Source organism: Streptomyces sp. NBC_00273, from assembly GCF_036178145.1.
Taxonomy (GTDB): Bacteria; Actinomycetota; Actinomycetes; order Streptomycetales; family Streptomycetaceae; genus Streptomyces.
The window spans coordinates 6,126,577-6,150,655 of the sequence record NZ_CP108067.1; the positions used below are offsets into that span (position 1 = coordinate 6,126,577).

Annotated in this window: 28 protein-coding genes, 1 tRNA gene, 1 pseudogene and 1 riboswitch; of the genes and pseudogenes, 18 read left to right on the plus strand and 12 right to left on the minus strand. The window is 69.8% G+C overall.

Annotation, left to right across the window (positions count from 1 at the left end; genetic code table 11):
• Window positions 1-6: 6 nt before the first annotated feature.
• Together OG386_RS27035 and OG386_RS27040 are read right to left on the minus strand one after the other, a co-directional pair.
• The gene (locus OG386_RS27035) at window positions 7-612 is read right to left on the minus strand and encodes an isochorismatase family protein (protein ID WP_328790270.1); all 606 of its coding nucleotides are present in this window, start codon (window positions 610-612) and stop codon (window positions 7-9) included.
• 191 nt (window positions 613-803) lie between these two features.
• Complete coding sequence (locus OG386_RS27040) at window positions 804-2,132, minus strand: nicotinate phosphoribosyltransferase (protein ID WP_328790271.1); 1,329 nt, start codon at window positions 2,130-2,132, stop codon at window positions 804-806.
• Between the two features lie 108 nt (window positions 2,133-2,240).
• Here OG386_RS27040 and clpS point away from each other — a divergent pair, with 108 nt between their 5' ends.
• Window positions 2,241-2,555: an ATP-dependent Clp protease adapter ClpS gene (gene clpS, locus OG386_RS27045; protein WP_030010601.1), complete on the plus strand. Its 315-nt coding sequence runs from the start codon at window positions 2,241-2,243 to the stop codon at window positions 2,553-2,555.
• A complete protein-coding gene (locus OG386_RS27050; RefSeq protein ID WP_328790272.1) occupies window positions 2,555-3,172 on the plus strand; it encodes a DUF2017 domain-containing protein in 618 nt (205 codons plus the stop codon). The genes clpS and OG386_RS27050 overlap by 1 nt, the downstream gene beginning before the upstream one ends.
• On the opposite strand, the gene OG386_RS27055 is transcribed toward OG386_RS27050, so the two are convergent.
• Window positions 3,155-3,760, minus strand: coding sequence for an RNA-guided endonuclease InsQ/TnpB family protein (locus tag OG386_RS27055; RefSeq protein WP_328793374.1), 606 nt, complete (start codon window positions 3,758-3,760; stop codon window positions 3,155-3,157). The genes OG386_RS27050 and OG386_RS27055 overlap by 18 nt on opposite strands.
• 995 nt (window positions 3,761-4,755) lie before the next feature.
• Between OG386_RS27055 and OG386_RS27060 the strand changes: the two genes are divergently transcribed.
• The 5 genes from OG386_RS27060 (at window position 4,756) to OG386_RS27080 (ending at window position 8,220) form a co-directional block, all read left to right on the plus strand.
• On the plus strand, window positions 4,756-6,210 hold the full coding sequence (locus OG386_RS27060) for an amino acid permease (protein ID WP_328790273.1): 1,455 nt from the start codon (window positions 4,756-4,758) through the stop codon (window positions 6,208-6,210).
• Window positions 6,211-6,293: 83 nt separating this feature from the next.
• Window positions 6,294-6,716: a M67 family metallopeptidase gene (locus OG386_RS27065; RefSeq protein ID WP_327385209.1), complete on the plus strand. Its 423-nt coding sequence runs from the start codon at window positions 6,294-6,296 to the stop codon at window positions 6,714-6,716.
• A gap of 77 nt (window positions 6,717-6,793) precedes the next feature.
• On the plus strand, window positions 6,794-6,901 hold the full coding sequence (locus OG386_RS27070; RefSeq protein ID WP_314252769.1) for a putative leader peptide: 108 nt from the start codon (window positions 6,794-6,796) through the stop codon (window positions 6,899-6,901).
• Between the two features lie 90 nt (window positions 6,902-6,991).
• Window positions 6,992-7,270, plus strand: coding sequence for a MoaD/ThiS family protein (locus OG386_RS27075; RefSeq protein WP_030010597.1), 279 nt, complete (start codon window positions 6,992-6,994; stop codon window positions 7,268-7,270).
• On the plus strand, window positions 7,270-8,220 hold the full coding sequence (locus tag OG386_RS27080) for a PLP-dependent cysteine synthase family protein (protein ID WP_327385210.1): 951 nt from the start codon (window positions 7,270-7,272) through the stop codon (window positions 8,218-8,220). The genes OG386_RS27075 and OG386_RS27080 overlap by 1 nt, the downstream gene beginning before the upstream one ends.
• 160 nt (window positions 8,221-8,380) lie before the next feature.
• Here OG386_RS27080 and OG386_RS27085 read toward each other — a convergent pair whose 3' ends face one another.
• Both OG386_RS27085 and OG386_RS27090 read right to left on the minus strand, forming a co-directional pair.
• The gene (locus OG386_RS27085) at window positions 8,381-8,743 is read right to left on the minus strand and encodes a DUF488 domain-containing protein (RefSeq protein ID WP_328790274.1); all 363 of its coding nucleotides are present in this window, start codon (window positions 8,741-8,743) and stop codon (window positions 8,381-8,383) included.
• Entirely contained in the window at window positions 8,740-9,159 is a 420-nt protein-coding gene (locus tag OG386_RS27090) for a hypothetical protein (RefSeq protein WP_328790275.1), read from the minus strand. The genes OG386_RS27085 and OG386_RS27090 overlap by 4 nt, the downstream gene beginning before the upstream one ends.
• A gap of 195 nt (window positions 9,160-9,354) precedes the next feature.
• Between OG386_RS27090 and OG386_RS27095 the strand changes: the two genes are divergently transcribed.
• On the plus strand, window positions 9,355-10,107 hold the full coding sequence (locus OG386_RS27095) for an MBL fold metallo-hydrolase (protein ID WP_328790276.1): 753 nt from the start codon (window positions 9,355-9,357) through the stop codon (window positions 10,105-10,107).
• 74 nt (window positions 10,108-10,181) lie between these two features.
• Here the strand turns inward: OG386_RS27095 and OG386_RS27100 are convergent, their stop codons facing one another.
• Together OG386_RS27100 and OG386_RS27105 are read right to left on the minus strand one after the other, a co-directional pair.
• Entirely contained in the window at window positions 10,182-11,459 is a 1,278-nt protein-coding gene (locus OG386_RS27100) for a PTS transporter subunit EIIC (RefSeq protein WP_384839542.1), read from the minus strand.
• 260 nt (window positions 11,460-11,719) lie between these two features.
• Complete coding sequence (locus tag OG386_RS27105) at window positions 11,720-13,021, minus strand: PTS transporter subunit EIIC (RefSeq protein WP_328790277.1); 1,302 nt, start codon at window positions 13,019-13,021, stop codon at window positions 11,720-11,722.
• Window positions 13,022-13,239: 218 nt separating this feature from the next.
• Between OG386_RS27105 and OG386_RS27110 the strand changes: the two are divergent.
• From OG386_RS27110 to rdgB, 4 genes and pseudogenes are all read left to right on the plus strand, one after another.
• Window positions 13,240-13,482: pseudogene (locus OG386_RS27110) on the plus strand (glucose PTS transporter subunit EIIB); the annotation flags it as partial.
• A 105-nt stretch (window positions 13,483-13,587) separates the two neighbouring features.
• The gene (rph, locus tag OG386_RS27115; protein WP_030009028.1) at window positions 13,588-14,313 is read left to right on the plus strand and encodes a ribonuclease PH; all 726 of its coding nucleotides are present in this window, start codon (window positions 13,588-13,590) and stop codon (window positions 14,311-14,313) included.
• Window positions 14,314-14,418: 105 nt separating this feature from the next.
• A complete protein-coding gene (locus tag OG386_RS27120; protein WP_030009029.1) occupies window positions 14,419-14,799 on the plus strand; it encodes a hypothetical protein in 381 nt (126 codons plus the stop codon).
• Window positions 14,800-14,815: 16 nt separating this feature from the next.
• The gene (gene rdgB, locus OG386_RS27125; RefSeq protein WP_030009030.1) at window positions 14,816-15,430 is read left to right on the plus strand and encodes an RdgB/HAM1 family non-canonical purine NTP pyrophosphatase; all 615 of its coding nucleotides are present in this window, start codon (window positions 14,816-14,818) and stop codon (window positions 15,428-15,430) included.
• Between the two features lie 54 nt (window positions 15,431-15,484).
• On the opposite strand, the gene OG386_RS27130 is transcribed toward rdgB, so the two are convergent.
• From OG386_RS27130 to bcp, 4 genes are all read right to left on the minus strand, one after another.
• Window positions 15,485-15,557: transfer RNA gene (locus tag OG386_RS27130), tRNA-Leu, on the minus strand.
• Window positions 15,558-15,604: 47 nt separating this feature from the next.
• A complete protein-coding gene (locus OG386_RS27135; RefSeq protein ID WP_328790278.1) occupies window positions 15,605-16,126 on the minus strand; it encodes an HNH endonuclease in 522 nt (173 codons plus the stop codon).
• Window positions 16,123-16,767 carry an HNH endonuclease signature motif containing protein gene (locus OG386_RS27140; RefSeq protein WP_328790279.1) on the minus strand — a complete coding sequence of 215 codons (645 nt, stop codon included), beginning with the start codon at window positions 16,765-16,767 and terminating at the stop codon, window positions 16,123-16,125. The genes OG386_RS27135 and OG386_RS27140 overlap by 4 nt, the downstream gene beginning before the upstream one ends.
• Before the next feature lie 134 nt (window positions 16,768-16,901).
• A complete protein-coding gene (gene bcp, locus OG386_RS27145; protein WP_328790280.1) occupies window positions 16,902-17,369 on the minus strand; it encodes a thioredoxin-dependent thiol peroxidase in 468 nt (155 codons plus the stop codon).
• Window positions 17,370-17,473: 104 nt separating this feature from the next.
• Here bcp and OG386_RS27150 point away from each other — a divergent pair, with 104 nt between their 5' ends.
• The 3 genes from OG386_RS27150 (at window position 17,474) to OG386_RS27160 (ending at window position 18,645) form a co-directional block, all read left to right on the plus strand.
• Window positions 17,474-17,794: a DUF3618 domain-containing protein gene (locus OG386_RS27150; protein ID WP_327388609.1), complete on the plus strand. Its 321-nt coding sequence runs from the start codon at window positions 17,474-17,476 to the stop codon at window positions 17,792-17,794.
• Window positions 17,795-17,837: 43 nt separating this feature from the next.
• On the plus strand, window positions 17,838-18,179 hold the full coding sequence (locus OG386_RS27155; protein ID WP_030852162.1) for a GroES family chaperonin: 342 nt from the start codon (window positions 17,838-17,840) through the stop codon (window positions 18,177-18,179).
• A 43-nt stretch (window positions 18,180-18,222) separates the two neighbouring features.
• Window positions 18,223-18,293: riboswitch (guanidine-III (ykkC-III) riboswitch) on the plus strand.
• Window positions 18,294-18,324: 31 nt separating this feature from the next.
• Window positions 18,325-18,645: a DMT family transporter gene (locus OG386_RS27160; protein ID WP_030158619.1), complete on the plus strand. Its 321-nt coding sequence runs from the start codon at window positions 18,325-18,327 to the stop codon at window positions 18,643-18,645.
• A 27-nt stretch (window positions 18,646-18,672) separates the two neighbouring features.
• On the opposite strand, the gene OG386_RS27165 is transcribed toward OG386_RS27160, so the two are convergent.
• The gene (locus tag OG386_RS27165; RefSeq protein ID WP_328790281.1) at window positions 18,673-21,120 is read right to left on the minus strand and encodes a transglycosylase domain-containing protein; all 2,448 of its coding nucleotides are present in this window, start codon (window positions 21,118-21,120) and stop codon (window positions 18,673-18,675) included.
• A 186-nt stretch (window positions 21,121-21,306) separates the two neighbouring features.
• Between OG386_RS27165 and OG386_RS27170 the strand changes: the two genes are divergently transcribed.
• The 3 genes from OG386_RS27170 (at window position 21,307) to OG386_RS27180 (ending at window position 24,035) form a co-directional block, all read left to right on the plus strand.
• Window positions 21,307-22,134, plus strand: a complete 828-nt coding sequence (locus OG386_RS27170; protein WP_328790282.1) for an ABC transporter permease — start codon at window positions 21,307-21,309, stop codon at window positions 22,132-22,134.
• A gap of 124 nt (window positions 22,135-22,258) precedes the next feature.
• Entirely contained in the window at window positions 22,259-23,062 is an 804-nt protein-coding gene (locus OG386_RS27175; RefSeq protein WP_328793375.1) for an ABC transporter permease, read from the plus strand.
• A gap of 4 nt (window positions 23,063-23,066) precedes the next feature.
• Entirely contained in the window at window positions 23,067-24,035 is a 969-nt protein-coding gene (locus OG386_RS27180) for an ABC transporter ATP-binding protein (protein WP_327385221.1), read from the plus strand.
• The last annotated feature ends 44 nt before the right edge of the window (window positions 24,036-24,079 follow it).

Here is a 24,079-nt window from a genome sequence, read left to right on the forward strand (position 1 = left end):
AGCCGGCTAGGCCGTGCCCTGATCGGCCTGACCGCCCACCAGGGTCACACCGGCCGCACGGAGCTCGTCCAGGGCCCGTGCGGTCGTGTGCGGGGCCACGGCGGCGGTCAGGTCCAGCAGGACGCGGGCGGTGAAGCCGGCGCGGGAGGCGTCGAGGGCGGTGGCCTTCACGCAGTGGTCGGTGGCGATCCCGACCACGTCGACCTCGGTGACGTGGCGGTCCCGCAGCCACTGGCCGAGCGTCGTCCCGTTCTCGTCGGCGCCCTCGAAACCGCTGTACGCGGCCTCGTACGCGCCCTTGTCGAAGACGGCGGAGACGGCTCCCGAGGCCACGGCGGGGGCGAAGTTCGGGTGGAAGCCCACGCCCTCGGTCCCGGCGACGCAGTGGACGGGCCAGGAGGTCTCGTAGTCCGGCTCGGCCGGCGGGTGCGCGAAGTGCGACCCCGGGTCGACGTGGTGGTCGCGGGTGGCGACGACGTGCCGGTAGGCGGGCGTGGCCTGGCCGATGTACTCGGTGACGGCGGCGGCGACGTCGGCTCCGCCGGTGACCGCGAGGCTGCCGCCCTCGCAGAAGTCGTTCTGTACGTCAACGACGATCAGTGCGCGGTGCATGACGTTGTCCTTCGGCTCGATGTCTCTGTGCGGCGGCGGGGCCCTGCGGGGGCTCTTCCCCCACCCCGCCCCTTCCCGAAACTGGGGCTCCGCCCCAGACCCCCTACGGCGCTCCGGTTCGGGGGCGGAGCCCCCGCAGCGGCGCCGCAGGGGCAGGTCCCGCGCAGGGCCCGTAGAGCCGGCCCGCAGGGCTAGACGTACTCCGTCGGGATCACGGCATCGCCGCGCGAGAGCTGCGTCGCCGAGAGCGGGAGCCCCGCGCGGGCAGCGCGGTGGCGGTCCCGCGCGGCCTCCAGCGGCTCGCGGGCGACCACCTCGCCGGCCTTGACCAGCTGGGTCAGGAGCTGGTGGTCGGCCAGGGCCGCCGGCACCGGGCCCACGCCGATCACCTCCGCCTCCGCGACGCCGTCGGCGTCCCGGCGGCGGGCCGCCCACTTGCGGCCGCCGATGGAGGTCTTGCCTCCCGTGGACTTCTTGGCCACCGGGGCCAGTACCGCCTTCGGGTCCGCCGAGGTGGCCCGCGCCACCAGCTTGTAGACCATCGAGCACGTCGGGTGCCCGCTGCCGGTCACCAGCTGGGTGCCCACGCCGTACGTGTCCACGGGAGCCGCCGCCAGGGAGGCGATGGCGTACTCGTCGAGGTCCGAGGTGACCACGATCTTCGTCGAGGTCGCGCCCAGCTCGTCGAGCTGCTGCCGCACCCGGTGCGCCACCAGCAGCAGGTCTCCGGAGTCGATCCGGACCGCGCCGAGGTCGGTGCCCGCCACCTCGACGGCGGTTCGGACGGCCTCGGCCACGTCGTACGTGTCCACCAGCAGGGTGGTGCCCCGTCCCAGCGAGTCCACCTGGGCCGTGAAGGCGTCCCGCTCGCTGTCGTGGACCAGGGTGAAGGCGTGCGCGCTCGTGCCGACCGTCGGGATGCCGTACCGGAATCCGGCCGCCAGGTCCGAGGTCGAGGTGAAGCCGCCGACGTACGCGGCCCGCGACGCGGCGACGGCCGCCAGTTCGTGCGTGCGCCGGGCGCCCATCTCGATCAGCGGGCGTCCGCCCGCCGCCGAGGACATCCGGGAGGCGGCCGCGGCGATCGCCGAGTCGTGGTTCAGGATCGACAGGATCACGGTCTCCAGCAGCACGCACTCGGCGAAGCTGCCCTCCACCCGCAGGACGGGGGAACCGGGGAAGTAGACCTCCCCCTCCGGGTAGCCCCAGATGTCGCCGGAGAAGCGGTACGAGGCCAGCCAGTCCAGCGTCCGCATGTCGACGACGGCCCGCTCGCGCAGGAACTCCAGCACCGCGCCGTCGAAGCGGAAGTTCTCCACCGCGTCCAGCACCCGCCCGGTTCCGGCGACCACCCCGTAGCGGCGCCCCTCGGGCAGCCGCCGGGTGAACACCTCGAAGACCGAGCGTCGGTCGGCGGTGCCGTTGGCCAGCGCGGCCTGCAGCATCGTGAGCTCGTAATGGTCCGTGAAGAGCGCTGTCGACGGCACGTCCACCGGCAGGCCCAGGTCCGCAGGGTTCATGGCTGGGATGCTAGCGCACATTTCGTCAAAGTGACGAGATGTGGGTGGCGATTGCTCGACCGGGCCGTTCGGCCCCTGTTTGGGCGGCGGTGCGGTCGAGGTGGCAGCATGGGACGAGTGAGTGTTGCTCCTGTTGAGATCGAACGCACCGAATCCGCCGAAGAGACCTTTGCGGTCCCCGAACCCGACGTCCCCTGGGTGACCCTGGTGCACAACGACCCGGTCAACCTCATGAGCTACGTGGCGTACGTGTTCCAGGCGTACTTCGGCTACTCGAAGGACGTGGCGCACAAGCTGATGCTCGACGTCCATCACAAGGGGCGGGCGGTCGTTTCGAGCGGCACCCGCGAGGAAATGGAGCGCGACGTGCAGGCCATGCACGGCTACGGCCTGTGGGCGACCCTTTCGCAGGACCGCAACTGATGGGCGGCACCTTCGAGTCCCTGGAGGGCGGCGGCGCCGCCATCGCGCTCGACGAGATCGAAATCTCGATCCTGCGCTCGCTGGCCGTCCAGCTGCTGGAACTGATCGGCCCCGGTGCGCCGGAGCCCGCCGAGGACGCCGACCCGCTCGCCGCACTGTTCGCCGAGGGCCCCTCCGAGCCCCCGTCCGACCCGGCGCTGGCCCGGCTCTTCCCCGACGCGTACGGGGCCCCCGACGGGGCCGGCGACAAGGGCGTGGACCCCGAGGAGCTCACGGCCCGTTCCGCGGAGTTCCGCCGCTTCACCGAGAACGACCTGCGCGCCCGCAAGCGCGAGGACGCGCTGGCGGTCGTGCGCAGCCTGGACGGGCTCACCCCGGCCGGCGACGGTGCGGCGGTGTTGGAGCTGTCCGGCGAGCTGCCGCTGCGCTGGCTCGGCGCGCTCAACGACCTGCGCCTGACCATCGCGGCCCGCCTCGAGATCACCGAGGACGACGAGAGCGCGGTGCTGTTCCGGCTGCCGGACGAGGACCCGCGCAAGCCGATGGTGATGGCCTACCTCTGGCTCGGCGGCCTCCAGGAAACCTTGATCGAAACCCTGTCAACTACCCGGGATTAGCGCCCCGGGCTTGCACAACGTGGCATCACTGGCGGTGATGCCACGTTTGCGTCCAGTCGTACCCCGTGGCCGGGGTACGGCAGGGGCCGTTGACTGGGCCCCGCGTCGCCACAACTCCATGCCTCTGGCCCGGATGTTGCGGGAGCCGTTTCGGTCTGCGTGATCAACGAATCCGCAGGACCGGCATGCGAACCGTGATTGTGAGACCCGGTTCGCCTTGTTGACGTGGCCGCATTCGGCGCAGGTGCGGGAGGTGTACGCCGGATTTACGTGCACCACCGGCACCCCGACCCTGCGGGCCTTGTACGCGATGAACTCCCCGAGCTGGTGGAAACTCCAGGAGTGAAGGGTGGCCCGTTGGGGCTTGCGAAGCCGTACCCGTTCGCGGATGCCCGTGAGGTCCTCCAGGGCGATTCCGCGACCGGTGCGTTCTGCCTCGGCCACCACACTCTTCGCGATCTTGTGGTTGATGTCCTTCGCCCGCCGTGCCTCTTTGCGGCGCCGCTTCTTCAGCCGGCGTTTGGCGGAGGCGGTGTTCTTCCACCGGATCGGCGTTTGGCTCGACTTCTGGGACCTCGCAGGTGACATTGAGGAACCACATGCCGTCCCGATGGAGCAGGTCCGACTCACCTTGGCGGTACTGGGCAAGGGTCACCAACTGCTCCACCGCGCCAGTGAATGCCAGGCCCTTGACCCGCCCGGCCACCGTCCAGATCGACACCGTGCTCTGCTCGACCCGCCAGGACAGCATCCGGTCGTCATACGGCTGTCCACCCTCGCTCCGGAAGGTCAGCGGCTTCCCGGCCGCCCGCCGGTAATGCTTCGAGCCCGGCCTGCCGTACCTCCCGGCCCGCAGATTCGCCCTCAAGGTGGCGTAAGCGTCGCAGGTCTTCTTGATGACGTGCTGAGCCGCTTGCGCCCCCAGCCCCCACCGTTGCTTGACCGACTCGTAGGTGTGCCTGCGCAGGGCGAAGTTCCGGTAGGCGCCCTCTTCGAAGGCAATCCGACTCACCCAGGTGGCGGCCTCGTTGCATGCGCGCAAAGTCGCCTTGAGTGCCTCCGCCTGCATCGGCGTCGGCAACAGCTTCACCTGCACCACGAGCTTCACGGGACCGGACGCTACCGGCGGTGCAATCAGCAGGCGCTACTTCGATGGGGAACTACCCGATCCGAGGAGGGATCGAATCTATGCTCGACATTCGTACGCCACTTGCCTGCGATCGCTAACCCGGGGGCGAGCTCTCACGGCGTCGCGGCCCGCCGCCCAGGTCCTGTTTCAGTGCGCCGCTCGCTCAGCGGACGCTCAAATCCGGATAACGATCAGATCACCGCCATGCGGTGATCTGATCCATTTCCGGGGCTTTGGGGTGATTTTTTGATGCCCTCCGCCACATTTCTCCCCCTCGGGCAGCCGTAAGCACGTGATAGATCTTCACGATCGCCGACGGGACGCCACCCATGTCTCCCGGCTCGCTTGGACCGGCTGACCGCCGGCGTGCAACTCCATCCGTATCCGGGGGGATCGAGGACCCGATCCGCAGCCAACGAAGGCGCGGGTCGGCGTGGAGAAAGGCGCACCAGACATGACCTCAGTGCAGGTCGAGCAGCACGACAAGACGCCCGGCGAGGGCGGACAGGGTGAGGGCGGCGAGGGTTACCACCGCACGCTCGGCGCCCGTCAGATCCAGATGATCGCGATCGGCGGGGCCATCGGCACCGGCCTGTTCCTGGGCGCGGGCAAGGCGATCTCCAAGGCGGGCCCGAGCCTGATCCTGGCGTACGCCATCGCCGGCCTGGTCATCTTCTTCATCATGCGGGCCCTGGGCGAGCTGCTCATGTACCGGCCCGTCTCCGGTTCCTTCTCGGACTACGCCCGCGAGTTCCTGGGCCCGTTCTGGGGATACGTCACCGGCTGGACCTACTGGCTGTTCTGGGTGGTCACCGGCATCACCGAGGTCACCGCGGCCGCGCAGTACATGTCGTACTGGACCCACGACAGCTTCCCGCAGTGGGCCTACGCGCTGATCTTCACGGTCATCCTCTACGCCGCCAACCTGATCTCCGTGAAGCTCTTCGGTGAGCTGGAGTTCTGGTTCTCCATGGTCAAGGTCACCGCCATCGTCGGCATGATCCTGATCTGCGCCGGCATCCTCACCATCGGCTTCTCCGACGCGGCGGACACCGCCACCGTCTCCAACCTGTGGAACGACGGCGGCTTCTTCCCCAAGGGCATCGGCGGCACGCTGATGACCCTGCAGATCGTGATGTTCGCCTTCCTCGCGGTCGAGCTCGTCGGCGTCACCGCCGGCGAGTCCAAGGACCCCGAGAAGACCCTGCCCAAGGCCATCAACACCGTGCCGTGGCGCATCGCCGTCTTCTACGTCGGCGCGCTCATCATGATCCTGTCGGTCGTCCCGTGGACGCACTTCCAGCCGGGCGTCTCGCCCTTCGTCGCCGCCTTCGAGCGCATGGGCCTGGGCATCGGCGCCGCGATCGTCAACTTCGTCGTGCTGACCGCCGCCCTGTCCTCCTGCAACTCGGGCATGTACTCCACCGGCCGCATGCTGCGCGACCTCGCGATCAACGGCCAGGGCCCGAAGGTCTTCACCAAGCTCACCAAGAGCGGCACCCCGCTGGTGGGCACCACCTTCTCCGCCGCGCTGATGCTGGTGGGCGTCTGGATCAACTACGTCGCCCCGGGCAAGGCCTTCGACTACGTCGTCTCCTTCGCCACCATCTCCGGCATGTGGGCCTGGATCATGATCCTGGTCTGCCAGATCCGCTACCGGGCCAAGGCCGACCGCGGCGAGCTGCCGCAGTCCGCGTTCCGCGCCCCCGGCGCCCCGTACACGAGCTGGTTCGCGCTGCTCTTCATCGGCATGGTCATCGTGATGATGGGCGCCGACAAGGACTCCCGCGTGTCGCTGTACTGCGCCCCGCTGTGGGGCCTGATCCTGGGCGTCTCCTACCTGGTCTCCAAGAACCGCGGCCAGGGCGGCGACACCTCCGTGAAGGTCTCGCTGAGCGTGGACGTCTGACGCCACGGACTCCCTGTCCAGCATCCGGGCCCCCGCGTACCGCACCTCGGTACGCGGGGGCCCGTCTGCTTATCCTGTCGCTCATGCTGACCCTCACCCAGGCCCTGTACGACCAGATCGTCGAGCACGCCCGCAAGGACCACCCCGACGAGGCGTGCGGTGTCGTGGCCGGCCCGGCGGGCACCGACCGCCCCGAGCGGTTCGTCCCCATGCTCAACGCGGCCCGCTCGCCCACGTTCTACGAGTTCGACTCGAAGGACCTGCTGAAGCTCTACCGCGATCTGGACGACCGCGACGAGGAGCCGGTGATCGTCTACCACTCGCACACCGCGACCGAGGCCTACCCCTCGCGCACCGACGTCACGTACGCGAACGAGCCCGGCGCGCACTACGTGCTCGTCTCGACGGCGGACGAGGACGGCCTCGGAGAGTTCCAGTTCCGCTCGTACCGGATCGTCGACGGAGTGATCACCGAGGAAGAAGTGCAGGTCGTCGACTCCTACTGACCAGTATGCGAGCAGTTGGCGTCCACGATGCGGGATCACACTCCAAACGGGGGACCGGGAATCGTTAACATGACCGCATGGTTTCCCACGACGTGAGCATCGAGACGCCCGGCAGGCTGCTGCTCGTGGCGCGGCTGCACGTCGACCTGTGCCGCCTCGCCAGCGCCATCTGTCCTGCGCTCTGAGCACCAGAGCCCCTCCGCGCGGGGGGCCGACGAACCGCGCGCCGCACCTTCCCACGCTTCTCACGCACTCCCAGACGACTGGAGACAGCCATGGCCATCGAGGTCCGCATCCCCACCATCCTCCGCACCTACACCGAAGGCGAGAAGGCCGTCTCCGGTGAGGGCGCGACCCTCGCCGACCTCTTTGCCGACCTGGAGACCCGTCACAAGGGCATTGAGGAGCGCATCGTCGACGGCGGCCAGCTGCGCCGCTTCGTCAACGTCTACCTCAACGACGAGGACGTCCGCTTCCTCGACGGCATCTCCACCGCCCTCAAGGACGGCGACAGCGTCACCATCCTCCCGGCCGTGGCCGGCGGATCGAAGTAATGCGCTACGACTCCCCGCTGGCCGCGGTCGGCAACACGCCGCTCGTCCGGCTGCCCCGGCTGTCGCCCTCGGACGACGTCCGCATCTGGGCGAAGCTGGAGGACCGCAACCCGACCGGCTCGATCAAGGACCGCCCCGCGCTCCACATGGTCGAGCAGGCCGAGAAGGACGGCCGGCTGTACCCCGGCTGCACCATCCTGGAGCCCACCTCGGGCAACACCGGGATCTCGCTGGCGATGGCGGCCAAGCTCAAGGGCTACCGCATCGTGTGCGTCATGCCGGAGAACACCAGCCAGGAGCGGCGTGACCTGCTGGCCATGTGGGGAGCCGAGATCATCTCGTCGCCGGCCGCCGGCGGCTCGAACACCGCGGTCCGGGTGGCCAAGGAACTGGCCGCCGAGCATCCCGACTGGGTGATGCTCTACCAGTACGGCAACCCGGACAACGCCGGCGCCCACTACGCCACCACGGGCCCGGAGATCCTCACGGACCTCCCCTCCATCACCCACTTCGTGGCGGGCCTGGGCACCACCGGCACCCTCATGGGCGTCGGCCGCTACCTGCGCGAGAACGTGCCGGGCATCAAGATCGTCGCGGCCGAGCCGCGCTACGACGACCTCGTCTACGGGCTGCGCAACCTGGACGAGGGCTTCGTCCCGGAGCTCTACGACGCCTCCGTGCTCACCACCCGCTTCTCGGTGGGCTCAGCGGACGCCGTGACCCGCACCCGGGAGCTCCTCCAGCTGGAGGGGATCTTCGCCGGCGTCTCCACGGGAGCCGCCCTGCACGCGGCGATCGGCGTCGGCCGCAAGGCGGTGGCCGCGGGCGAATCGGCGGACATCGTCTTCGTCGTGGCCGACGGCGGCTGGAAGTACCTGTCGACGGGCGTCTACACGGCCGCGACCACCGAGGAAGCCATCGAGGTCCTCCAGGGCCAACTCTGGGCATAGCCCTGCGGCGCCGCTGCGGGGGCGCCGCCCCCGAATCCCCGCGCCTCAAACGCCGGCGAGGCTGAAAGTCAGCCCCGCCCGGGGGCACCTCCCAGCGGTAGCTGGGGGAGTTTGAGGCGCGGGGTCCGGGGCGGAGCCCCGTGCAGCGGCGCCGCACCGCTTACTCGGCCAGCAGTTCCGCGAGCACGGCCGCGTGGCTGGCAGACGGGTCCTTGACCGAGGTCAGCAGCGTGATCGGCCCAGCCGCCGCCAGGCCCCGCAGGCGGCCGAGCTCCGCCACCGCCCCCGGCTCCGCCAGCTCCGCCTCGTACCGCTGCCGGAACTCCTCCGCCGAACCGCCGTCGTGGAACCACTTCCGCAGCTCCGTCGACGGCGTCACCGCCTTCGGCCACTCGTCCACCCCGGCCACCGCCTTCGCCAGACCGCGCGGCCAGAGCCGGTCCACGAGGACCCGCACCCCGTCCACCGCCGGCTCCGGCGGGTCGTACACCCGCCGCAGGCGGATCACCGGTTTCCGCGTCACCGCGCGCCTCCCAGACCCTTGATCTCGTCCCACACCGCAGGGTCCAGCATCCCCATCCGGGTGCGGAACTCCCACAACGACACCTCCGCCGGCCGGTCCGCCTCCAGGAAGCTCGCCCGGCCCTGCGCCCCGACCGTCCCCGGGGGCAGCGGGATCACCCCGGCCCGCCGGTCGTCGTACTTCCCGGTGATCCACGCGACCCGCGCCCGGTGGCCCCGTACCGAACCCACCGCGAGGACCAGGCACGTACGGCCGTCCGCCAGGGACCACAGCTCACCCGCCTTCGGGTGCGGCGGCGGACCGGTCCCGTGCGCCGGCGGGGTCCGGCGCGGCAGCCCGGAGCGGCCCCCGGCGACCAGCACCAGCAGTGCTACGGCCACCACCGCGGCCACCGCGGGCCACCAGGACGTGTCCATGCTTCGACCGTAGCCGCGCGGGAACGCCCCGGCATGGCAACGCCCGTGCCCACCGTCGCTCCCCCGGGTGACAGCGCAGGTGATTCCCCCCACAACGGCCTGCCGCGGAGGAGCGACCGGACGTTTCGCGCCTTACGCTCGACGCACGCACGGCCCGCATTCCGCCCACGGACCGTCCTCGGAGGTTCACGCTCCATGAAGCTCACCGTCGTCGGCTGCTCGGGGTCGTTCCCGTCTGCGGAATCGGCCTGTTCGAGCTACCTCGTCGAGGCCGACGGCTTCCGGCTGCTCCTCGACATGGGCAACGGCGCCCTCGGCGAGCTCCAGCGACACATCGGCCTCTACGACCTCGACGCGATCTTCCTGAGCCACCTGCACGCCGACCACTGCATCGACATGTGCGCGTACTTCGTCGCCCGCTACTACCGGCACGAGGGCGGCCGCTGCGGCACCATCCCCGTCTACGGGCCCGAGGGCACCGAGCGCCGCCTGACCACCGCCTACGACGACGTCCCCGACGAGCGCTCGATGAGCGAGGTCTTCGACTTCCGCACCCTGAAGTCCGGGACCTTCGAGATCGGCCCGTTCCAGGTCCGCACCGAGCGGGTCTCCCACCCGGTCGAGGCGTACGGCATCCGCATCGAGCACGGCGGCCGCTCGCTCACGTACTCCGGGGACACCGGCACCTGCCCCGAGCTGGGCCTGCTCGCCGACAGCACCGACCTCTTCCTGTGCGAGTCCTCCTTCACGCACGGCAAGGAGGACATCCCGGGCCTCCACCTGAACGGCCGCGAGGCCGGCGAGTACGCGGCGGGCGGCAGAGTGGGCCGGCTCGTCCTCACCCACATCCCGCCGTGGACCGACCCCGACCAGAACCTCGCCGACGCCCGCGCGGTCTACGACGGCCCGGTCGACCTGGCGTACTCGGGTGCGGTCTACGAGGTCTGACGGCGCCACGACGACGAGGAGCCCCCGCCCTCCCTTCCGGGAGAGCGGGGGCTCCTTCGTCCGTACGGAACCGCTTACTTGGCCTCGGCCTTCAGCAGCTCCGCGAGCTCCTCGTCGGACTCGCGGCCCGGGGTGGGGAGGTTGAACTTGACGATCGCGAAGCGGAAGACGACGTAGTAGACCACTGCGAAGCAGAGACCGACGCCCGCCAGCATCCAGGGCTTCTCCGCGATGCCCAGGTTCAGCAGGAAGTCGACGAGGCCGGCCGAGAAGCCGAAGCCGTCGCGCATGCCCAGGGCCCAGGTCAGGGCCAGGGAGATACCGGTCAGCACCGCGTGGATCGCGTACAGCACCGGGGCGATGAACATGAAGGTGAACTCGATCGGCTCGGTCACACCGGTGACGAAGGAGGTGAGCGCGAGGGAGAGCATCATGCCGCCGACGACCTTGCGGCGCTCGGGGCGGGCGCAGTGGACGATCGCGAGGCAGGCCGCCGGGAGGGCGAACATCATGATCGGGAAGAAGCCGGTCATGAACTGTCCGGCGGTCGGGTCACCGGCGAGGAAGCGGCCGATGTCACCGTGGACGGCGCCGGTCGGGGTGTCGAAGGAGCCGGCCTGGAACCACGGGAAGGAGTTCAGCAGGTGGTGCATGCCGATCGGGATGAGCGCACGGTTGGCGACACCGAAGATGCCCGCGCCGACGGAACCGGAACCGACGAGCCACTCACCGAAGTTGTGCAGACCCGTACCGAGGACCGGCCAGATGAGACCGAAGACGATGCCGGCGAGCAGACCGGCGAGGGCGGACAGGATCGGGACGAGGCGGCGACCACCGAAGAAGCCCGCCCAGTCCGGCAGCTTGGTCCGGTAGAACTTCTGGTAGAGCAGGGCCGTGATGATGCCCATCACGACACCGCCGAGGACACCCGCGTCGACCGTGGCGTCCACCAGGGCGACCTTGTGGTCGATGACCTTCTCGACCTGCGGCAGGTTGCCGTCGGTGAAGGTGGCGAGGACCTTCTTGAAGACCAGGTAACCGGTCACGGCGGCCAGCGCGGTGGAGCCGTCCGACTTCTTGGCGAAGCCGATGGCGATGCCCACGGCGAACAGCAGCGCCATGTTCTCGAGGATGGCGCCACCACCCGCGGCCATATAGCCGGCGATCTTGGTGACGAACGTGGGGAAGACGTCGGCGTCGCCGAGCATGTCACCCGCGCCCAGGCGGAGCAGGAGCGCGCCGGCAGGCAGCACGGCAACGGGGAGCATCAGGCTCCGGCCGATGCGCTGCATGACGGCCATCACGCCAGCGCCCTTCTTCTTTTCCGCCGAGGGGGCGGTAGCCGTGGACACAACTTCCTCCAGTGGGCAAGGCGACGCCAGAGGGAAACGGGGGACGGCGACGTCTCAGATACGGGGGTACGCGGGCTCGGACAGGCCCTCGTGGTCTACACCAATTGTGGTGTAGACCAGTTGTAACACGGTGAGGGATAGATAAGGAACCTTCGATTTCCTGTGGCCTGGATCACACTCCCGGGGGTATATCGAAGGGCCCCCGGATCGTGATCCGGGGGCCCTTGACGGACCGTTCGGTAACCCTGCCGGGGCCGGTCTCAGGCCTTGGTGGTCTCCGACTCCATCGCCGCGATCTCCTCGTCCGACTCCCGGCCGGGCGTCGCGAGGTCGAACTTCGTGATCGCGAAGCGGAACACCACGTAGTAGACGAGCGCGAAGCACAGGCCGATCGGAACGATCAGCCAGGGCTTCGTCGCCAGGTTCCAGTTGATGACGTAGTCGATCAAGCCCGCCGAGAAGCTGAAGCCGTCCTTGACGCCCAACCCCCACGACACCGCCATGGACGCACCCGTCAGCACCGCGTGCACCGCGTACAGGGCGGGCGCGACGAAGAGGAAGGAGTACTCCAGCGGCTCGGTGATCCCGGTGACGAACGAGGTCAGCGCCACCGACAGCATCAGACCGCCGACCTCCTTGCGCCGCTGCGGCTTCGCGCAGTGCGTGATCGCCAGCGCCGCCGCCGGCAGCGCGAACATCATGATCGGGAAGAAGCCGGTCAGGAACAGGCCCGCCGTCGGGTCGCCGTGCAGGAACATGTTGATGTCGCCGTGGTACGTCTTCCCGTCCGGCGCCGTGTACGACCCGAACTGGAACCAGACCGGCACGTTCAGGAACTGGTGCAGACCGATCACCAGCAGCGCGCGGTTCGCGACGCCGAAGATGCCGCCGCCCCAGGCGCCGAGCCCGCGCAGCCAGTCGGAGAAGCTCTCCAGCGCGTCCCCGACCGGCGGCCAGACCCACAGGCAGAGCGCGGCGAAGGCGATCGCGACGAAGGACATGATGATCGGGACCAGCCGCCGGCCGTTGAAGAAGCCGAGCCAGTCCACCAACTTCACCCGGTGGTACCGCTGCCAGAAGTAGGCCGCCAGCAGCCCCATGATGATGCCGCCGAAGACCCCGGGATTCTGGTACGTGTACGCCACGAAGGTGTCGTTCGGCCCCAGGCAGCCGCCCCCGATGTCCTTGGTCCCCACCGGGCAGGCCTTCTGGAACGCGTGCAGCACCCCCCGGTAGACGAGGAACCCCGCCGTGGCCGCGAGGGCGGTCGAGCCGTCCGCCTTCTTCGCCATGCCGATGGCGACGCCGATGCAGAAGAGGAGCGGCAGGCCGAGGTCGGGGTCGAGCAGCGCCCCGCCCGCGCCCGCCATCACCTTGGCGACGTCCGTCCACTGCAGGCCGTCCGCGCCGAAGACGTCCGGCTGACCCAGTCGCAACAGGATGCCCGCCGCGGGCAGTACGGCGATGGGGAGCTGAAGGCTCCGCCCCATCTTCTGCAGCCCCTGGAACAGCTTGTTCCGCCAACTCGGTTGTGGCGCTGCTTTGGAGCTGCTCACGCTCATCGGCGTCCTCCCTGACCGGCCCGTTTTGGCTGCCGCAACACTTGCGGCACACTGGTGTAGACCAGTTGTGGGCAGGTTGCTGCTGATCGTCATCATTCGGCAGAGGCCGGTCATGTGCCTGCATAGATGGGCCAACCGTGCGTTACCGTGACGAAGCGGACCGTGCAGGTGGGTAGCCACGTACTGGCCGCCGAGACTCGTTCTTCGAAACACTCAGGGAGAAACACATGGCCACCAAGGCTGAGAAGATCGTCGCCGGGCTCGGCGGCATCGAGAACATCGAAGAGGTCGAGGGCTGCATCACCCGCCTGCGCACCGAGGTCATCAACCCGGACCTGGTCGACGAAGCCGCGCTCAAGGCCGCCGGCGCCCACGGCGTCGTCAAGATGGGCACCGCGATCCAGGTCGTCATCGGCACCGACGCCGACCCGATCGCCGCCGACATCGAAGACATGATGTGATCCGGACCCACTAGCCAGGTCCCAGCAGACCCCGTCCCGGAAGCCCCGGACGGGGTCTTCGCACAGCGGCACGGGCCCGGGCGGGCAGGGACTAGGCTCGGAGCCATGTCTCGCATTGACGGCCGTACGCCCGAACAGCTCCGCCCGGTCACCATCGAACGCGGATGGAGCAAGCACGCCGAGGGCTCCGTCCTCGTCTCCTTCGGAGACACCAAGGTCTTCTGCACCGCCTCCTTCACCGAAGGCGTCCCGCGCTGGCGCAAGGGCAGCGGCGAAGGCTGGGTCACCTCCGAGTACTCGATGCTGCCCCGCTCCACCAACACCCGCGGCGACCGCGAATCCGTCCGCGGCAAGATCGGCGGCCGCACCCACGAGATCTCCCGCCTGATCGGCCGCTCCCTGCGCGCCGTCATCGACTACAAGGCCCTCGGCGAGAACACCATCGTCCTGGACTGCGACGTCCTCCAGGCCGACGGCGGCACCCGCACCGCCGCCATCACCGGCGCCTACGTCGCCCTGGCCGACGCCGTCGCCTGGGGCCAGAAGAAGAAGTTCATCAAGGCCGGCCGCAAGCCGCTCACCGGCACCGTCGCCGCCGTCAGCGTCGGCATCGTCGACGGCGTCCCGCTCCTCGACCTCTGCTACGAGGAGGACGTGCGCGCCGAGACCGACATGAACGTGGTCTGCACCGGCGACGGCCGCTTCGTCGAGGTCCAGGGCACCGCCGAGGGCGAGCCCTTCGACCGCAAGGAACTGAACGCCCTCCTCGACCTCGCCGCCGGCGGCTGCGCGGACCTGGAAGCCATCCAGCGGGGCGCGCTCGAGCTGTAAGCGGCAACCGCCGGGCCCGTCCCGGCGTCCAGGAAGATACGGGCGCACGGTCTCGAAGCCGTGCGCCCGTCCTCGTAGCGTCCAAGCCCTCAGGGGGAGAACCGCATGAAGCTCCGCATAGCGGCCGTAGCCGTGGCCGCCGTACTCACCGTCCCGGCCCTGTCCGCCTGCGACGCGATCTCCACGGCGATGGACTGTGCGAACACGGCCGTGGCCATCACGGACGGCGCGAACGACCTCCAGCAAGCCGTCTCCCAGGCGGGCAACAGCCCCCAGGACGCCCAGAACGCGCTCAACCAGATCGAGTCGAACCTGAAGAAGATCGGCGACCAGACGGACAACGCCGACCTGGGCAAGGCCATCGACTCGATGAACACGGCCGTCAAGAACGTCCGCGCCTCGATCGAGAGCGGCAACACCGCCCCGGACATCAAGCCGATCGCGGACGCCGCGAGCGAGCTCTCCAAGGTCTGCACCCCCGGATAGCCCGGATAATGGGGGCATGACCTCGACGCCCAGCCGCCTCATCCTGGCCACCCGCAACGCGGGCAAAGTCTCCGAACTCCGCGCGATCCTGTCCGACGCCGGCCTGCCGCACGAGCTGGTCGGCGCGGACGCGTACCCCGAGATCCCGGACGTCAAGGAAACCGGCGTCACCTTCGCCGAGAACGCCCTCCTCAAGGCCCACGCCCTGGCCCGCGCCACCGGCCTGCCGGCGGTCGCCGACGACTCCGGCCTCTGCGTGGACGTCCTGCACGGCGCCCCCGGCATCTTCTCGGCCCGCTGGGCCGGCACCCACGGCGACGACAAGGCCAACCTGGACCTGCTGCTGGCCCAGCTCGGCGACATCGCCGACGAGAACCGCGGGGCCCACTTCGCGTGCGCGGCGGCCCTGGCCCTCCCGGACGGCACGGAACGCGTCGTCGAGGGCCGCCTCCTCGGCACCCTCCGCCACACCCCGTCCGGCACCGGCGGCTTCGGCTACGACCCGATCCTCCAGCCGCAGGGCGACACCCGCACGTGCGCGGAACTGACCCCGGCGGAGAAGAACGCCATCTCCCACCGCGGCCAGGCCTTCCGCGCCCTGGTCCCCTTCGTCCGCGCCCTCCTGGGCTGACGCAACGAGGCCTGGCTTCCCGGGACTCGGGAGGCCAGGCCTCGTTGCACTGGGTACGCCCGGTCGGATTCGAACCGACATACATGGCCACCTAAAGGCCACCGCTCAGCCGTTGGCGTACGGGCGCGCGCCAGACACACTGTACTGCGCGTCAGGCCATGTACGGGAGCGGATTCAGTGGCCGCGCACACCTCCCCGGCACCAGGTGTTGGTGATCGCGTGGCAGTTGGGGCACAGCAGGCGCAGATTCTCCTGGCGGTCGTCGCTCCAGTCGCCGTTCACGTGGTCGATCTCCAACGTCATGGATCGCCCGCCCCACTCGGGCGGCGTTCCGCACGTGTCGCAGAGCTCCGGAACCCCCACCTCGCGAAGCGCCCGCCGCAGCAGGTGTGTGCGTGTCCGCCGCTTGCCGTCATGCTTGATCAGGATGTCCGACGCGGGCTTCATCGGCACGGTCCCCGGTTTGCCACGCTGATGTGCTTGCCCGAGGAAGTGGGATGTGGATAGGCCCTCCTCGGCTATCCGCTGCTTCAACGCCTTGCGATGGGTCCCGGACCGGGCGTGGCCCAGGCGCCGGAGGACCTCCGCCAGCGAGTGCGACGCCGAGACCGCCTCACGTAGCGCCTCTCCGTCCGGCGTGTCGCGGCGCCCGTGGTACCGGCGTTCGCGCGTGCGGCGTTCTTCTCCGCTGCTCATCGGCGGCGCCCCTTCGCGCGACCGCGGTAGGTATCTGTGGTCGAGTGGCAGTTGGGGCAGAGCAGCCGCAGGTTCTCGGGCAGGTTGTTCCGCCAGTCGCCGTCCACGTGGTCCACTTCCAGCGGTAGCGGATGGCCCCGCCAGGTCGGCGGCGTGCCGCACATCCGGCACGCCTCAGGCACTCCCAGCGCGGCCAGTGCCCGTTTCAGGTGCTCGCTCTGCATGCGCCGGGCGTCCGGTCCGTGCTGCTTGACCAGAAGGCTCTCCGGGCTGCGCCGGGTCTTGGGACGTCCGGCAGGAGAGGGCAGCTGGAAATGGGAGGTGTCTATGTCGAACGCCTTGACCCTCCTGCTGATGTGCGTGTGGTGGCCACCCACGACCTCCAGGCCGAGATGCCGCAGAACCTGGCACATGTTCGTCGAGTCCGCGACCGCCGCCGCCAGGATTTCCTTCGTCCACTTGACGGCGGCCGGCCGCTCGAAGTGTGACGTGTCCACGCCCAGCTTCCGCATGCGGTCGTGCAGATAGCGCCGCGAGCCGCCCTTCGGGTCGACCCCCAGCTTCTCCAGTGCCTCGGACAGCGTGCGCGACGTGCGCGCCGCCTCCGCCAGGCGTTCCTTCGTGTACGGGCTGATCGGCATCCCGGCCCCCTCCGTTCCGGCCGCGCGTTCGTGGCCTCGTACGGATTAACGGACCGGAATGCGGGGGGTTACGTCCGATAAACGGAACGGCCCGCACCGGGTGGTGCGGGCCCGTTCGGAAGTCGGGGCGGGGGTCAGAGGCCCAGGTCTTTGATGATCTTGGCTACGTGGCCCGTGGCCTTGACGTTGTAGAAGGCGTGCTCGACCTTGCCCTCCTCGTCGACGACCACCGTGGAGCGGATGACCCCGGTGACCGTCTTGCCGTACAGCTTCTTCTCGCCGTACGCGCCGTACGCCGTCAGCGTCTCCTTCTCCGGGTCGCTGACCAGGGTGACCTTCAGGTCCTCCTTCTCGCGGAACTTCGCCAGCTTCTCCGGCTTGTCCGGGGACACGCCGATGACGTCGTAGCCGTGTCCCGTCAGGAAGGCCAGGTTGTCCGTGAAGTCGCAGGCCTGCTTCGTGCAGCCCGGGGTCAGCGCGGACGGGTAGAAGTAGACGATCACCTTGCGGCCCTTGTGGTCGGCGAGCGAGACCTCGTTGCCGTCCGCATCGGGCAGGGTGAAGGCGGGGGCGGTGTCGCCCGGCTGGAGTCGCTCGCTCATCGTGACACTCTCCTCGGGAGGGGATCGGTATGCCATGAGACTAAGCTGACAGACTGTTCATGGCGGACTACGCCCCACACGACCACGACGACGGAGGCAGCGCGGTGCCGGAAGCCAGGACCCCCGCACAGATCGAGGCGGATATCGTCCGCCGCCGTGAGCAGCTCGCCGAGACGCTCGACGAGATCGGCGTGCGCATGCACCCGAAGACGATCATCGGGGACGCGAAGGCACGGGTCGCCTCGTCCGTCGACCAGACCGCCGGGCGGGCCTTCGCCGCGGTGAACCGGCTCGTGACGGATCTGCGGGACGGTCTGCGCCACGACGACGGGGCTCCGCGCGTCGACCGGATCGTGCCCGTCGCGCTGGTCGCGGTGAGCCTGGTCGGTCTGTTCGTGGTGTCGGCGCGCCGCAAGCGCGGATGACCCTGAGCGGTACGGGACGGGCGCGGGCAGGTAGGTTCGGGGCGTGAGCGAGAACACCACCCACGACAAGCTGCCCATTCGCATGCTGCACGACCGCGTGCTCGTGAAGTCCGATCTGCCGGAGGGCGAGCGGCGCTCGGGCGGCGGCATCCTGATTCCTGCGACGGCCGCGGTGGGCAAGCGGCTGGCCTGGGCCGAGGTGGTCGCGGTCGGGCAGAACGTCCGGACGGTCGAGCCCGGTGACCGGGTGCTGTACGACCCCGAGGACCGTGCCGAGGTCGAGGTGCGCGGTGCGACGTACGTGCTGATGCGCGAGCGGGACCTGCACGCCGTGGCCGCGGAGCGGCTGGAGGGGTCGGACGACTCCACGGGGCTGTACCTCTGAGGCGCTGAACGAGGGCTGGTGGCCCAGGTCACCGGCCCTTTTCGCGGCCTTTTGCTACGGTGGGGGAGAACCCCGACGAGACGCGCCGTACCGGGTACGACAAGACGACGCACCCCGTACCGTTCGTCGTCTCGGAGGTGCCGTCATGGCATGGGTTCTGCTTCTCGTCGCCGGTCTGCTCGAAGTCGGCTGGTCGATCGGCATGAAGTTCACCGAAGGTTTCACCCGGCTGTGGCCGAGTGTGTTCACGGGTGCCGGGATCGTCGCGAGCATGGTGCTGCTGTCGTACGCCGCGAAGACCCTGCCCATCGGTACGGCGTACGGGGTGTGGGTGGGCATCGGCGCCGCCGGCGCGGCCGTGCTCGGCATGGCGGTGCTGGGTGAGCCCGTGACCGCCGCCCGGATCTTCTTCATCTGTCTGCTGCTGGTCGCCGTGGTGGGGCTGAAGGCGACCTCCGGTCACTGACCGCCCCCCCTCCGCTGGACCTCCCTCCTATTCCAGGAACGCCGACGGCGGGCGCAGGCCTTCTGCGGGGCCTCCGTCGCTGCCCTGCGCACTGCCCTGGGTGCTGCCTTGCGTGCCCTGGGTGGTGCCGCCCTGGTCGCCGCCGCCCTGGGTGGTGCCGCCGTTGTCTTGGCCGCCGTTGTCCTGGCCTCCGTTCGCCGGGCCGCCGTTGTCCTGGCCGCCCTGGTTCTGGCCCCCGTTGTTCTGGCCGCCCTGGTTGCGGCCGCCCGTCGGGTTCGACGGCGAGGGTCGGGTGGGGCGCTCGGGGGCGCTGGGCGAGGGTTCGCCGGGGGTCTCCTGCGGCGGGTTGGATTCCGGGCTGGGTGGCGGCGGGGGCGGGGCGGCGCCGGGCTGGAGTTCCAGGTCGAAGTCGACGGGGTCGGTGCCTTCCAGGGCGGTCTTGGTGTACGCGGCCCAGATCCGGGCGGGGTAGCCGCCGCCGCCGATGCGGGCCTCGCCGAGGGCGCCGTAGAGGGATTCCAGGGTTCCGGTGTCCGGGTCCTGGCCCATCATGGAGATCACGGTGACCAGGTCCGGGGTGTAGGCCGCGAACCAGGCCGAGCGGTCGAGTTCGCCGGTGCCGGTCTTGCCCGCGGCCGGGTGGCCGGCGGCGAGGGCGGCCGTGCCGGTGCCGTTGTCCACGACGCTGACCAGCATGGACGTGGTGGTGTCGGCGGCTTCGCGGCTGATGGCCTGGGTGGGGGCGCGCTGGGGGAGGCCGATGGTGGCGCCGCCTTTGGTGATCCTTTCCAGGAAGGTGTAGGGGGTGCGTCGGCCGTGGTCGGCGAGGGTGGCGTAGGCCTGGGTCATGTCCAGGACGCTGGCCTGCAGGGTGCCGAGGGCCATGGCCGGGCCGGGTACGAAGTTGGGGGTGTTCTCGGGGATCCCGAGGTCGATGGCGGTCTTCTTGACCTTGGCGGTGCCGACGTCGACCGCCATCTGTGCGTACACGGCGTTGACGGAGAGGTCGGTGGCGGTGTTGACGCTGATGTTCCCGTAGGAGACCTGGCCCTCGTTCTCGGGGGCGAAGCGGATGCGGCCGCCGACGACCGGGCGTTTGTTGTCGCCGTTGTAGATCGTGTTCGGGGTGATCCGGCGGCCGTCCTGGGTGCGGGAGTCGTTCTCGACGGCGGCGGCGAAGACGAAGGGCTTGAAGGTGGAGGCGACCTGGTAGTCGTGGCGGGTCGCGTTGTTCACGTACTGCTTGGTGTAGTCGATGCCGCCGTACATGGCGAGGACCTTGCCGGTGGCCGGGTCGATGGAGACCCCGCCGGCCCGGACCAGCCGGTCGGCCTTGCGCTTGTCGGGTTCGAGCTTGCTGACCATCTGGTCGTTGACGGCGCCGACGAGGGCGCTCTGGCGGCGTTTGTCGAGGGTGGTGGTGATGCGGTAGCCGCCTTCGGCGAGGGTCTTGTCGTCGAGGATCTCGTTGTCGACGATGTAGTCCTTGATCGCTTCGACGAGGTAGCCGCGCTGGCCGGAGAGCCCGGCGGCCGCGCGGACCTTGCCCGGTTCGGGGAACTGCGTCGCCGCGCGTTCGGCGGGGGTCAGCCATCCCTTCTTGACCATGCCGTCGAGTACGTAGTTCCAGCGGGCGAGGGCGCGGGGGCGGCTCTGGGGGTGGGAGACGACGTCGAAGGCGCTGGGGGAGTTGAGGAGGGTGGCGAGGTAGGCGCCCTCGGCGGTGGTGAGTTTGCCCACGTCCTTGCCGTAGTAGGCCTGGGCGGCGGCCTGGATGCCGTAGGCGTTGCGGCCGAAGTAGCTGGTGTTCAGGTAGCCCTCGAGGATGTAGTTCTTCGACTTCTCGCGACCGAGTTTGATCGCAATGAAGAACTCTTTGACCTTTCGTTTGATCGTCTGTTCCTGGCCCAAGTAGTAGTTCTTGACGTACTGCTGGGTGATGGTCGAACCGGACTGGGTGCCCTTGCCGGTCGCGGTGTTCCAGGCGGCGCGGAGCATCGCCTTGGGGTCGACCGCCCGTTCGGAGTAGAAGTCCCGGTCCTCGGCGGCCAGTACGGCCTCCTGCACGGTCCGGGGGATCTGCGACAGCGGCACGTTGACGCGGTTGACCTCGCCGTCGCGGGCGATCTGGGAGCCGTCGGAGTAGAGGTAGACGTTGGACTGCGCCGTGGCGGCGGCGTTGGCCGGCGGGATGTCGACCAGCAGGTAGCCGGCCACGAGGGCGCCGCCGATCAACAGGGCGATGAACAGGATGCCGCCGAGGACCATGCGCCAGGTGGGCAGGAAGCGGCGCCAGCCGGTTCTCCTGCGCCGGGCCTTCTTCCCCGGTCCGCCGCCCTGGTGCGGAGGCTGCTGTGCCTGCCGTGCCTGCTGCGCCTGCTGCGGGGTCGGCGGTTCTGCCCGCGGCTGCGGTACCTCGGGCGGGGTGTCGGGGTCACGAGGGGTCCAGCCCGGGGGTGGTGACTGGTCGCTCATCTCCAGGACTCCTCGACGCCGTTCAAAACATCCACTTCTGTACCTCATGCTGTCTACCCGATGGCCACTGATTCCGCCCCGGACGGGCATAAATCGGTCGCGTGGCTCGCCCCTCCGTACTAAGCTCGCGCGCTTTGGCCGACGTAGGAACGACGTGGGAAACGGAGGGATACGGTGCGCCGGAGAGTGCAGAACGGAGCGCTTCGGGCGGCGGGTCTCTACCCGGCGGTCGCGGCGGGCGGATTCAGGCGCTACGCCACCTACGGGACGGCGACCGCAGCCGGGGTGTTCACCAACACCGTGTTCGGGTTCATCGTCGCGTACACGTACATCGCGCTGTGGGACGAGCGGCCCGGACTCGGCGGCTACGACCAGGCGCAGGCGCTGACCTTCGTCTGGGTGAGCCAATCGCTGCTCGCCGCAGCCGCCCTGATCGGCGGCGGCTTCCAGGAGGAGCTCCAGGAGCGGATCCGGACGGGCGACGTCGCGGTCGACCTCTACCGGCCCGCCGACCTCCAGCTGTGGTGGCTCGCGGCCGATCTGGGCCGGGCGGGCTTCCAGTTGCTGGGCCGCGGGGTGCTGCCGCTGGTGGCGGGGGCGCTCGCGTTCCCGCTAGCGCTGCCCGTCGATCCGGTGCGGTGGCTGCTGTTCCTGGTGTCCGTCCTGCTGGCACTGGTGGTGAGCTTCGCGCTGCGCTACATGGTGGGTTTGGTGGCCTTCTGGCTGATGGACGGGGCGGGGATCAACGTCATGGCCACCGTCGCCTCGATCTTCTTCTCCGGGATGCTGCTGCCGCTGACCGTCTTCCCGGGAGGGTTCGGCGAGTTGGTGCGGATCCTGCCGTGGGCGGCGATGCTGCAGGTGCCGATGGACGTCCTGCTGGGCGAGCACGCGGGGGCCGGGGGCGCGGCCGCGGCGCTGGGCTTCCAGGCCGGGTGGGCGCTCGTACTGCTGGGCACGGGGCGGCTGTTGCAGTCGGCCGCGACGCGGAAGGTGGTGGTCCAGGGTGGCTGAGGCCGAGGCCGAGCTGGAGGCGGTACCGGCGCGCGCGCCCGACCGGGCACGGGCGCGGGAGCGGGAGCCGGGCCGGGAGGGGGCGCGCGATGCCGCGGCGGCCGGGACGGGGCGGCGCGGCCCGATGCTGGAGGGGCTGCGCGGCTACCGGCTGATCGTGGGCATGTGGATCCGCTCCACGATGACGTACCGGACGTCCTTCGTCCTGACGACCTTCGGGCAGGCGGCGATCACGCTCCTGGACTTCGTCGCGATCTACATCATGTTCTCCCACGTGGACGCCCTCGGCGGTTTCGTGCTGCCCGAGATCGCCCTGCTGTACGGGTCCTGCTCGGCCTCCCTGGGCCTGGCGGACCTGCTGCTGGGGAACACCGACCGGATCGGCGCCCGGATCCGAGACGGTTCGCTCGACACGATGCTGGTGCGGCCGGTCCCGGTGCTGGCGCAGGTCGCGGCGGACCGGTTCGCGCTGCGCCGGCTGGGCCGGATCGGGCAGGGCGTCGGGGTGATGGGCTGGGCGGTCTGGACCCTGGACGTGGACTGGACGGTCGGGAAGGTGCTGCTGGTGCCCGTGATGGTGCTCGCCGGGGCGGCCATCTTCGGGGCCGTGATGGTGGCCGGGGCGGCCTTCCAGTTCGTGTCCGGGGACGCGGCCGAGGTGCAGAACTCCTTCACCTACGGCGGCTGCACGATGCTGCAGTACCCGCCGACGGTCTTCGCGAAGGACCTGCTGCGCGGGGTGACCTTCATCGTCCCGCTGGCCTTCGTCAACTGGCTGCCGGCGCTGTACGTGTTGGGGCGGCCCGATCCGCTGGGCCTGCCCGGGTGGGTCGCGTACCTGAGCCCGCTGGTGGCCTTCGTGGTGTTCCTGCCCGCGTCGCTGGCGTGGCGCGCGGGAGGTCGTTCGTACCGAAGCACGGGGAGCTAGAGCTGTGGCGGATGCGCTGATCTCGCTGGACGGGGTCGAGAAGGTCTTTGACGTACGGCGCCGTGTGAGCCTGATGCGCCGGGAGAAACGCCAGGTCAGGGCGGTGGACGGGATCAGCTTCGAGGTCGCCCGGGGCGAGGTGGTCGGCTACATCGGGCCCAACGGCGCCGGGAAGTCGACCACGATCAAGATGCTGACCGGCATCCTGACCCCGAGCGGCGGCCGGCTGCGGGTCGCGGGCATCGACCCGGCGCGGGAGCGGATGCGGCTCGCGCACCGGATCGGGGTGGTGTTCGGACAGCGCACGACGCTGTGGTGGGACCTCCCGCTGAAGGACTCGTACGGGCTGATGCGGCGGCTGTACCGGGTGCCGAGGGCGCGGTTCGAGGAGAACCTGGAGCGCTGCGTGGAACGGCTCGACCTGGCCGAGCTGCTCGACGTACCGGTACGGCAGTTGTCGCTGGGGCAGCGGATGCGCGGGGACATCGCGGCGGCGCTGCTGCACGATCCGGAGGTGCTGTACCTGGACGAGCCGACGATCGGGCTCGACGTGGTGAGCAAGGCGAAGGTACGGGGCTTCCTGCGGCAGTTGAACGAGGAACTCGGTACGACCGTGCTGCTCACCACGCACGACCTCCAGGACATCGAGCAGCTGTGCGAGCGGGTGATGGTGATCGACCACGGGCGGTTGATGTACGACGGGCCGTTGGGCGGGCTGCACGCGGCGGGGGCGGCGGGTGAGAGCGAGCGCACGCTGGTGGTGGACCTGGAGCGGGAGCTCGCGCCGATCAGTGTGGCGGGGGCGCGGGTGGTGAAGGTGGAGGGGCCGCGGCAGTGGCTGGCGTTCCCGGCGGGGGCGTCGGCGGCGCCGCTGGTGGCGGCGGTGGCGGCGGACTACCCGCTGGTGGACCTGTCGGTGCGGGAGCCGGACATCGAGGACGTGATCGCGCGGATGTACGCGGGCCGCGGCTGACGTTTCCCCGAGGTCCCCGCGGCCCCCGCCCCTTCGCATCAGGG

Excerpts from the sequence above, each read along its gene's own strand:
- OG386_RS27035 (WP_328790270.1), bottom strand. The coding sequence starts at position 612 with ATGCACCGCGCACTGATCGTCGTTGACGTACAGAACGACTTCTGCGAG.
- OG386_RS27040 (WP_328790271.1), bottom strand. The coding sequence starts at position 2,132 with ATGAACCCTGCGGACCTGGGCCTGCCGGTGGACGTGCCGTCGACAGCG.
- clpS (WP_030010601.1), top strand. The coding sequence starts at position 2,241 with ATGGGACGAGTGAGTGTTGCTCCTGTTGAGATCGAACGCACCGAATCC.
- OG386_RS27050 (WP_328790272.1), top strand. The coding sequence starts at position 2,555 with ATGGGCGGCACCTTCGAGTCCCTGGAGGGCGGCGGCGCCGCCATCGCG.
- OG386_RS27055 (WP_328793374.1), bottom strand. The coding sequence starts at position 3,760 with ATGTCACCTGCGAGGTCCCAGAAGTCGAGCCAAACGCCGATCCGGTGG.
- OG386_RS27060 (WP_328790273.1), top strand. The coding sequence starts at position 4,756 with ATGACCTCAGTGCAGGTCGAGCAGCACGACAAGACGCCCGGCGAGGGC.
- OG386_RS27065 (WP_327385209.1), top strand. The coding sequence starts at position 6,294 with ATGCTGACCCTCACCCAGGCCCTGTACGACCAGATCGTCGAGCACGCC.
- OG386_RS27070 (WP_314252769.1), top strand. The coding sequence starts at position 6,794 with ATGGTTTCCCACGACGTGAGCATCGAGACGCCCGGCAGGCTGCTGCTC.
- OG386_RS27075 (WP_030010597.1), top strand. The coding sequence starts at position 6,992 with ATGGCCATCGAGGTCCGCATCCCCACCATCCTCCGCACCTACACCGAA.
- OG386_RS27080 (WP_327385210.1), top strand. The coding sequence starts at position 7,270 with ATGCGCTACGACTCCCCGCTGGCCGCGGTCGGCAACACGCCGCTCGTC.
- OG386_RS27090 (WP_328790275.1), bottom strand. The coding sequence starts at position 9,159 with ATGGACACGTCCTGGTGGCCCGCGGTGGCCGCGGTGGTGGCCGTAGCA.
- OG386_RS27095 (WP_328790276.1), top strand. The coding sequence starts at position 9,355 with ATGAAGCTCACCGTCGTCGGCTGCTCGGGGTCGTTCCCGTCTGCGGAA.
- OG386_RS27105 (WP_328790277.1), bottom strand. The coding sequence starts at position 13,021 with ATGAGCGTGAGCAGCTCCAAAGCAGCGCCACAACCGAGTTGGCGGAAC.
- rph (WP_030009028.1), top strand. The coding sequence starts at position 13,588 with ATGTCTCGCATTGACGGCCGTACGCCCGAACAGCTCCGCCCGGTCACC.
- OG386_RS27120 (WP_030009029.1), top strand. The coding sequence starts at position 14,419 with ATGAAGCTCCGCATAGCGGCCGTAGCCGTGGCCGCCGTACTCACCGTC.
- rdgB (WP_030009030.1), top strand. The coding sequence starts at position 14,816 with ATGACCTCGACGCCCAGCCGCCTCATCCTGGCCACCCGCAACGCGGGC.
- OG386_RS27135 (WP_328790278.1), bottom strand. The coding sequence starts at position 16,126 with ATGAGCAGCGGAGAAGAACGCCGCACGCGCGAACGCCGGTACCACGGG.
- OG386_RS27140 (WP_328790279.1), bottom strand. The coding sequence starts at position 16,767 with ATGCCGATCAGCCCGTACACGAAGGAACGCCTGGCGGAGGCGGCGCGC.
- bcp (WP_328790280.1), bottom strand. The coding sequence starts at position 17,369 with ATGAGCGAGCGACTCCAGCCGGGCGACACCGCCCCCGCCTTCACCCTG.
- OG386_RS27160 (WP_030158619.1), top strand. The coding sequence starts at position 18,325 with ATGGCATGGGTTCTGCTTCTCGTCGCCGGTCTGCTCGAAGTCGGCTGG.
- OG386_RS27165 (WP_328790281.1), bottom strand. The coding sequence starts at position 21,120 with ATGAGCGACCAGTCACCACCCCCGGGCTGGACCCCTCGTGACCCCGAC.
- OG386_RS27175 (WP_328793375.1), top strand. The coding sequence starts at position 22,259 with ATGCTGGAGGGGCTGCGCGGCTACCGGCTGATCGTGGGCATGTGGATC.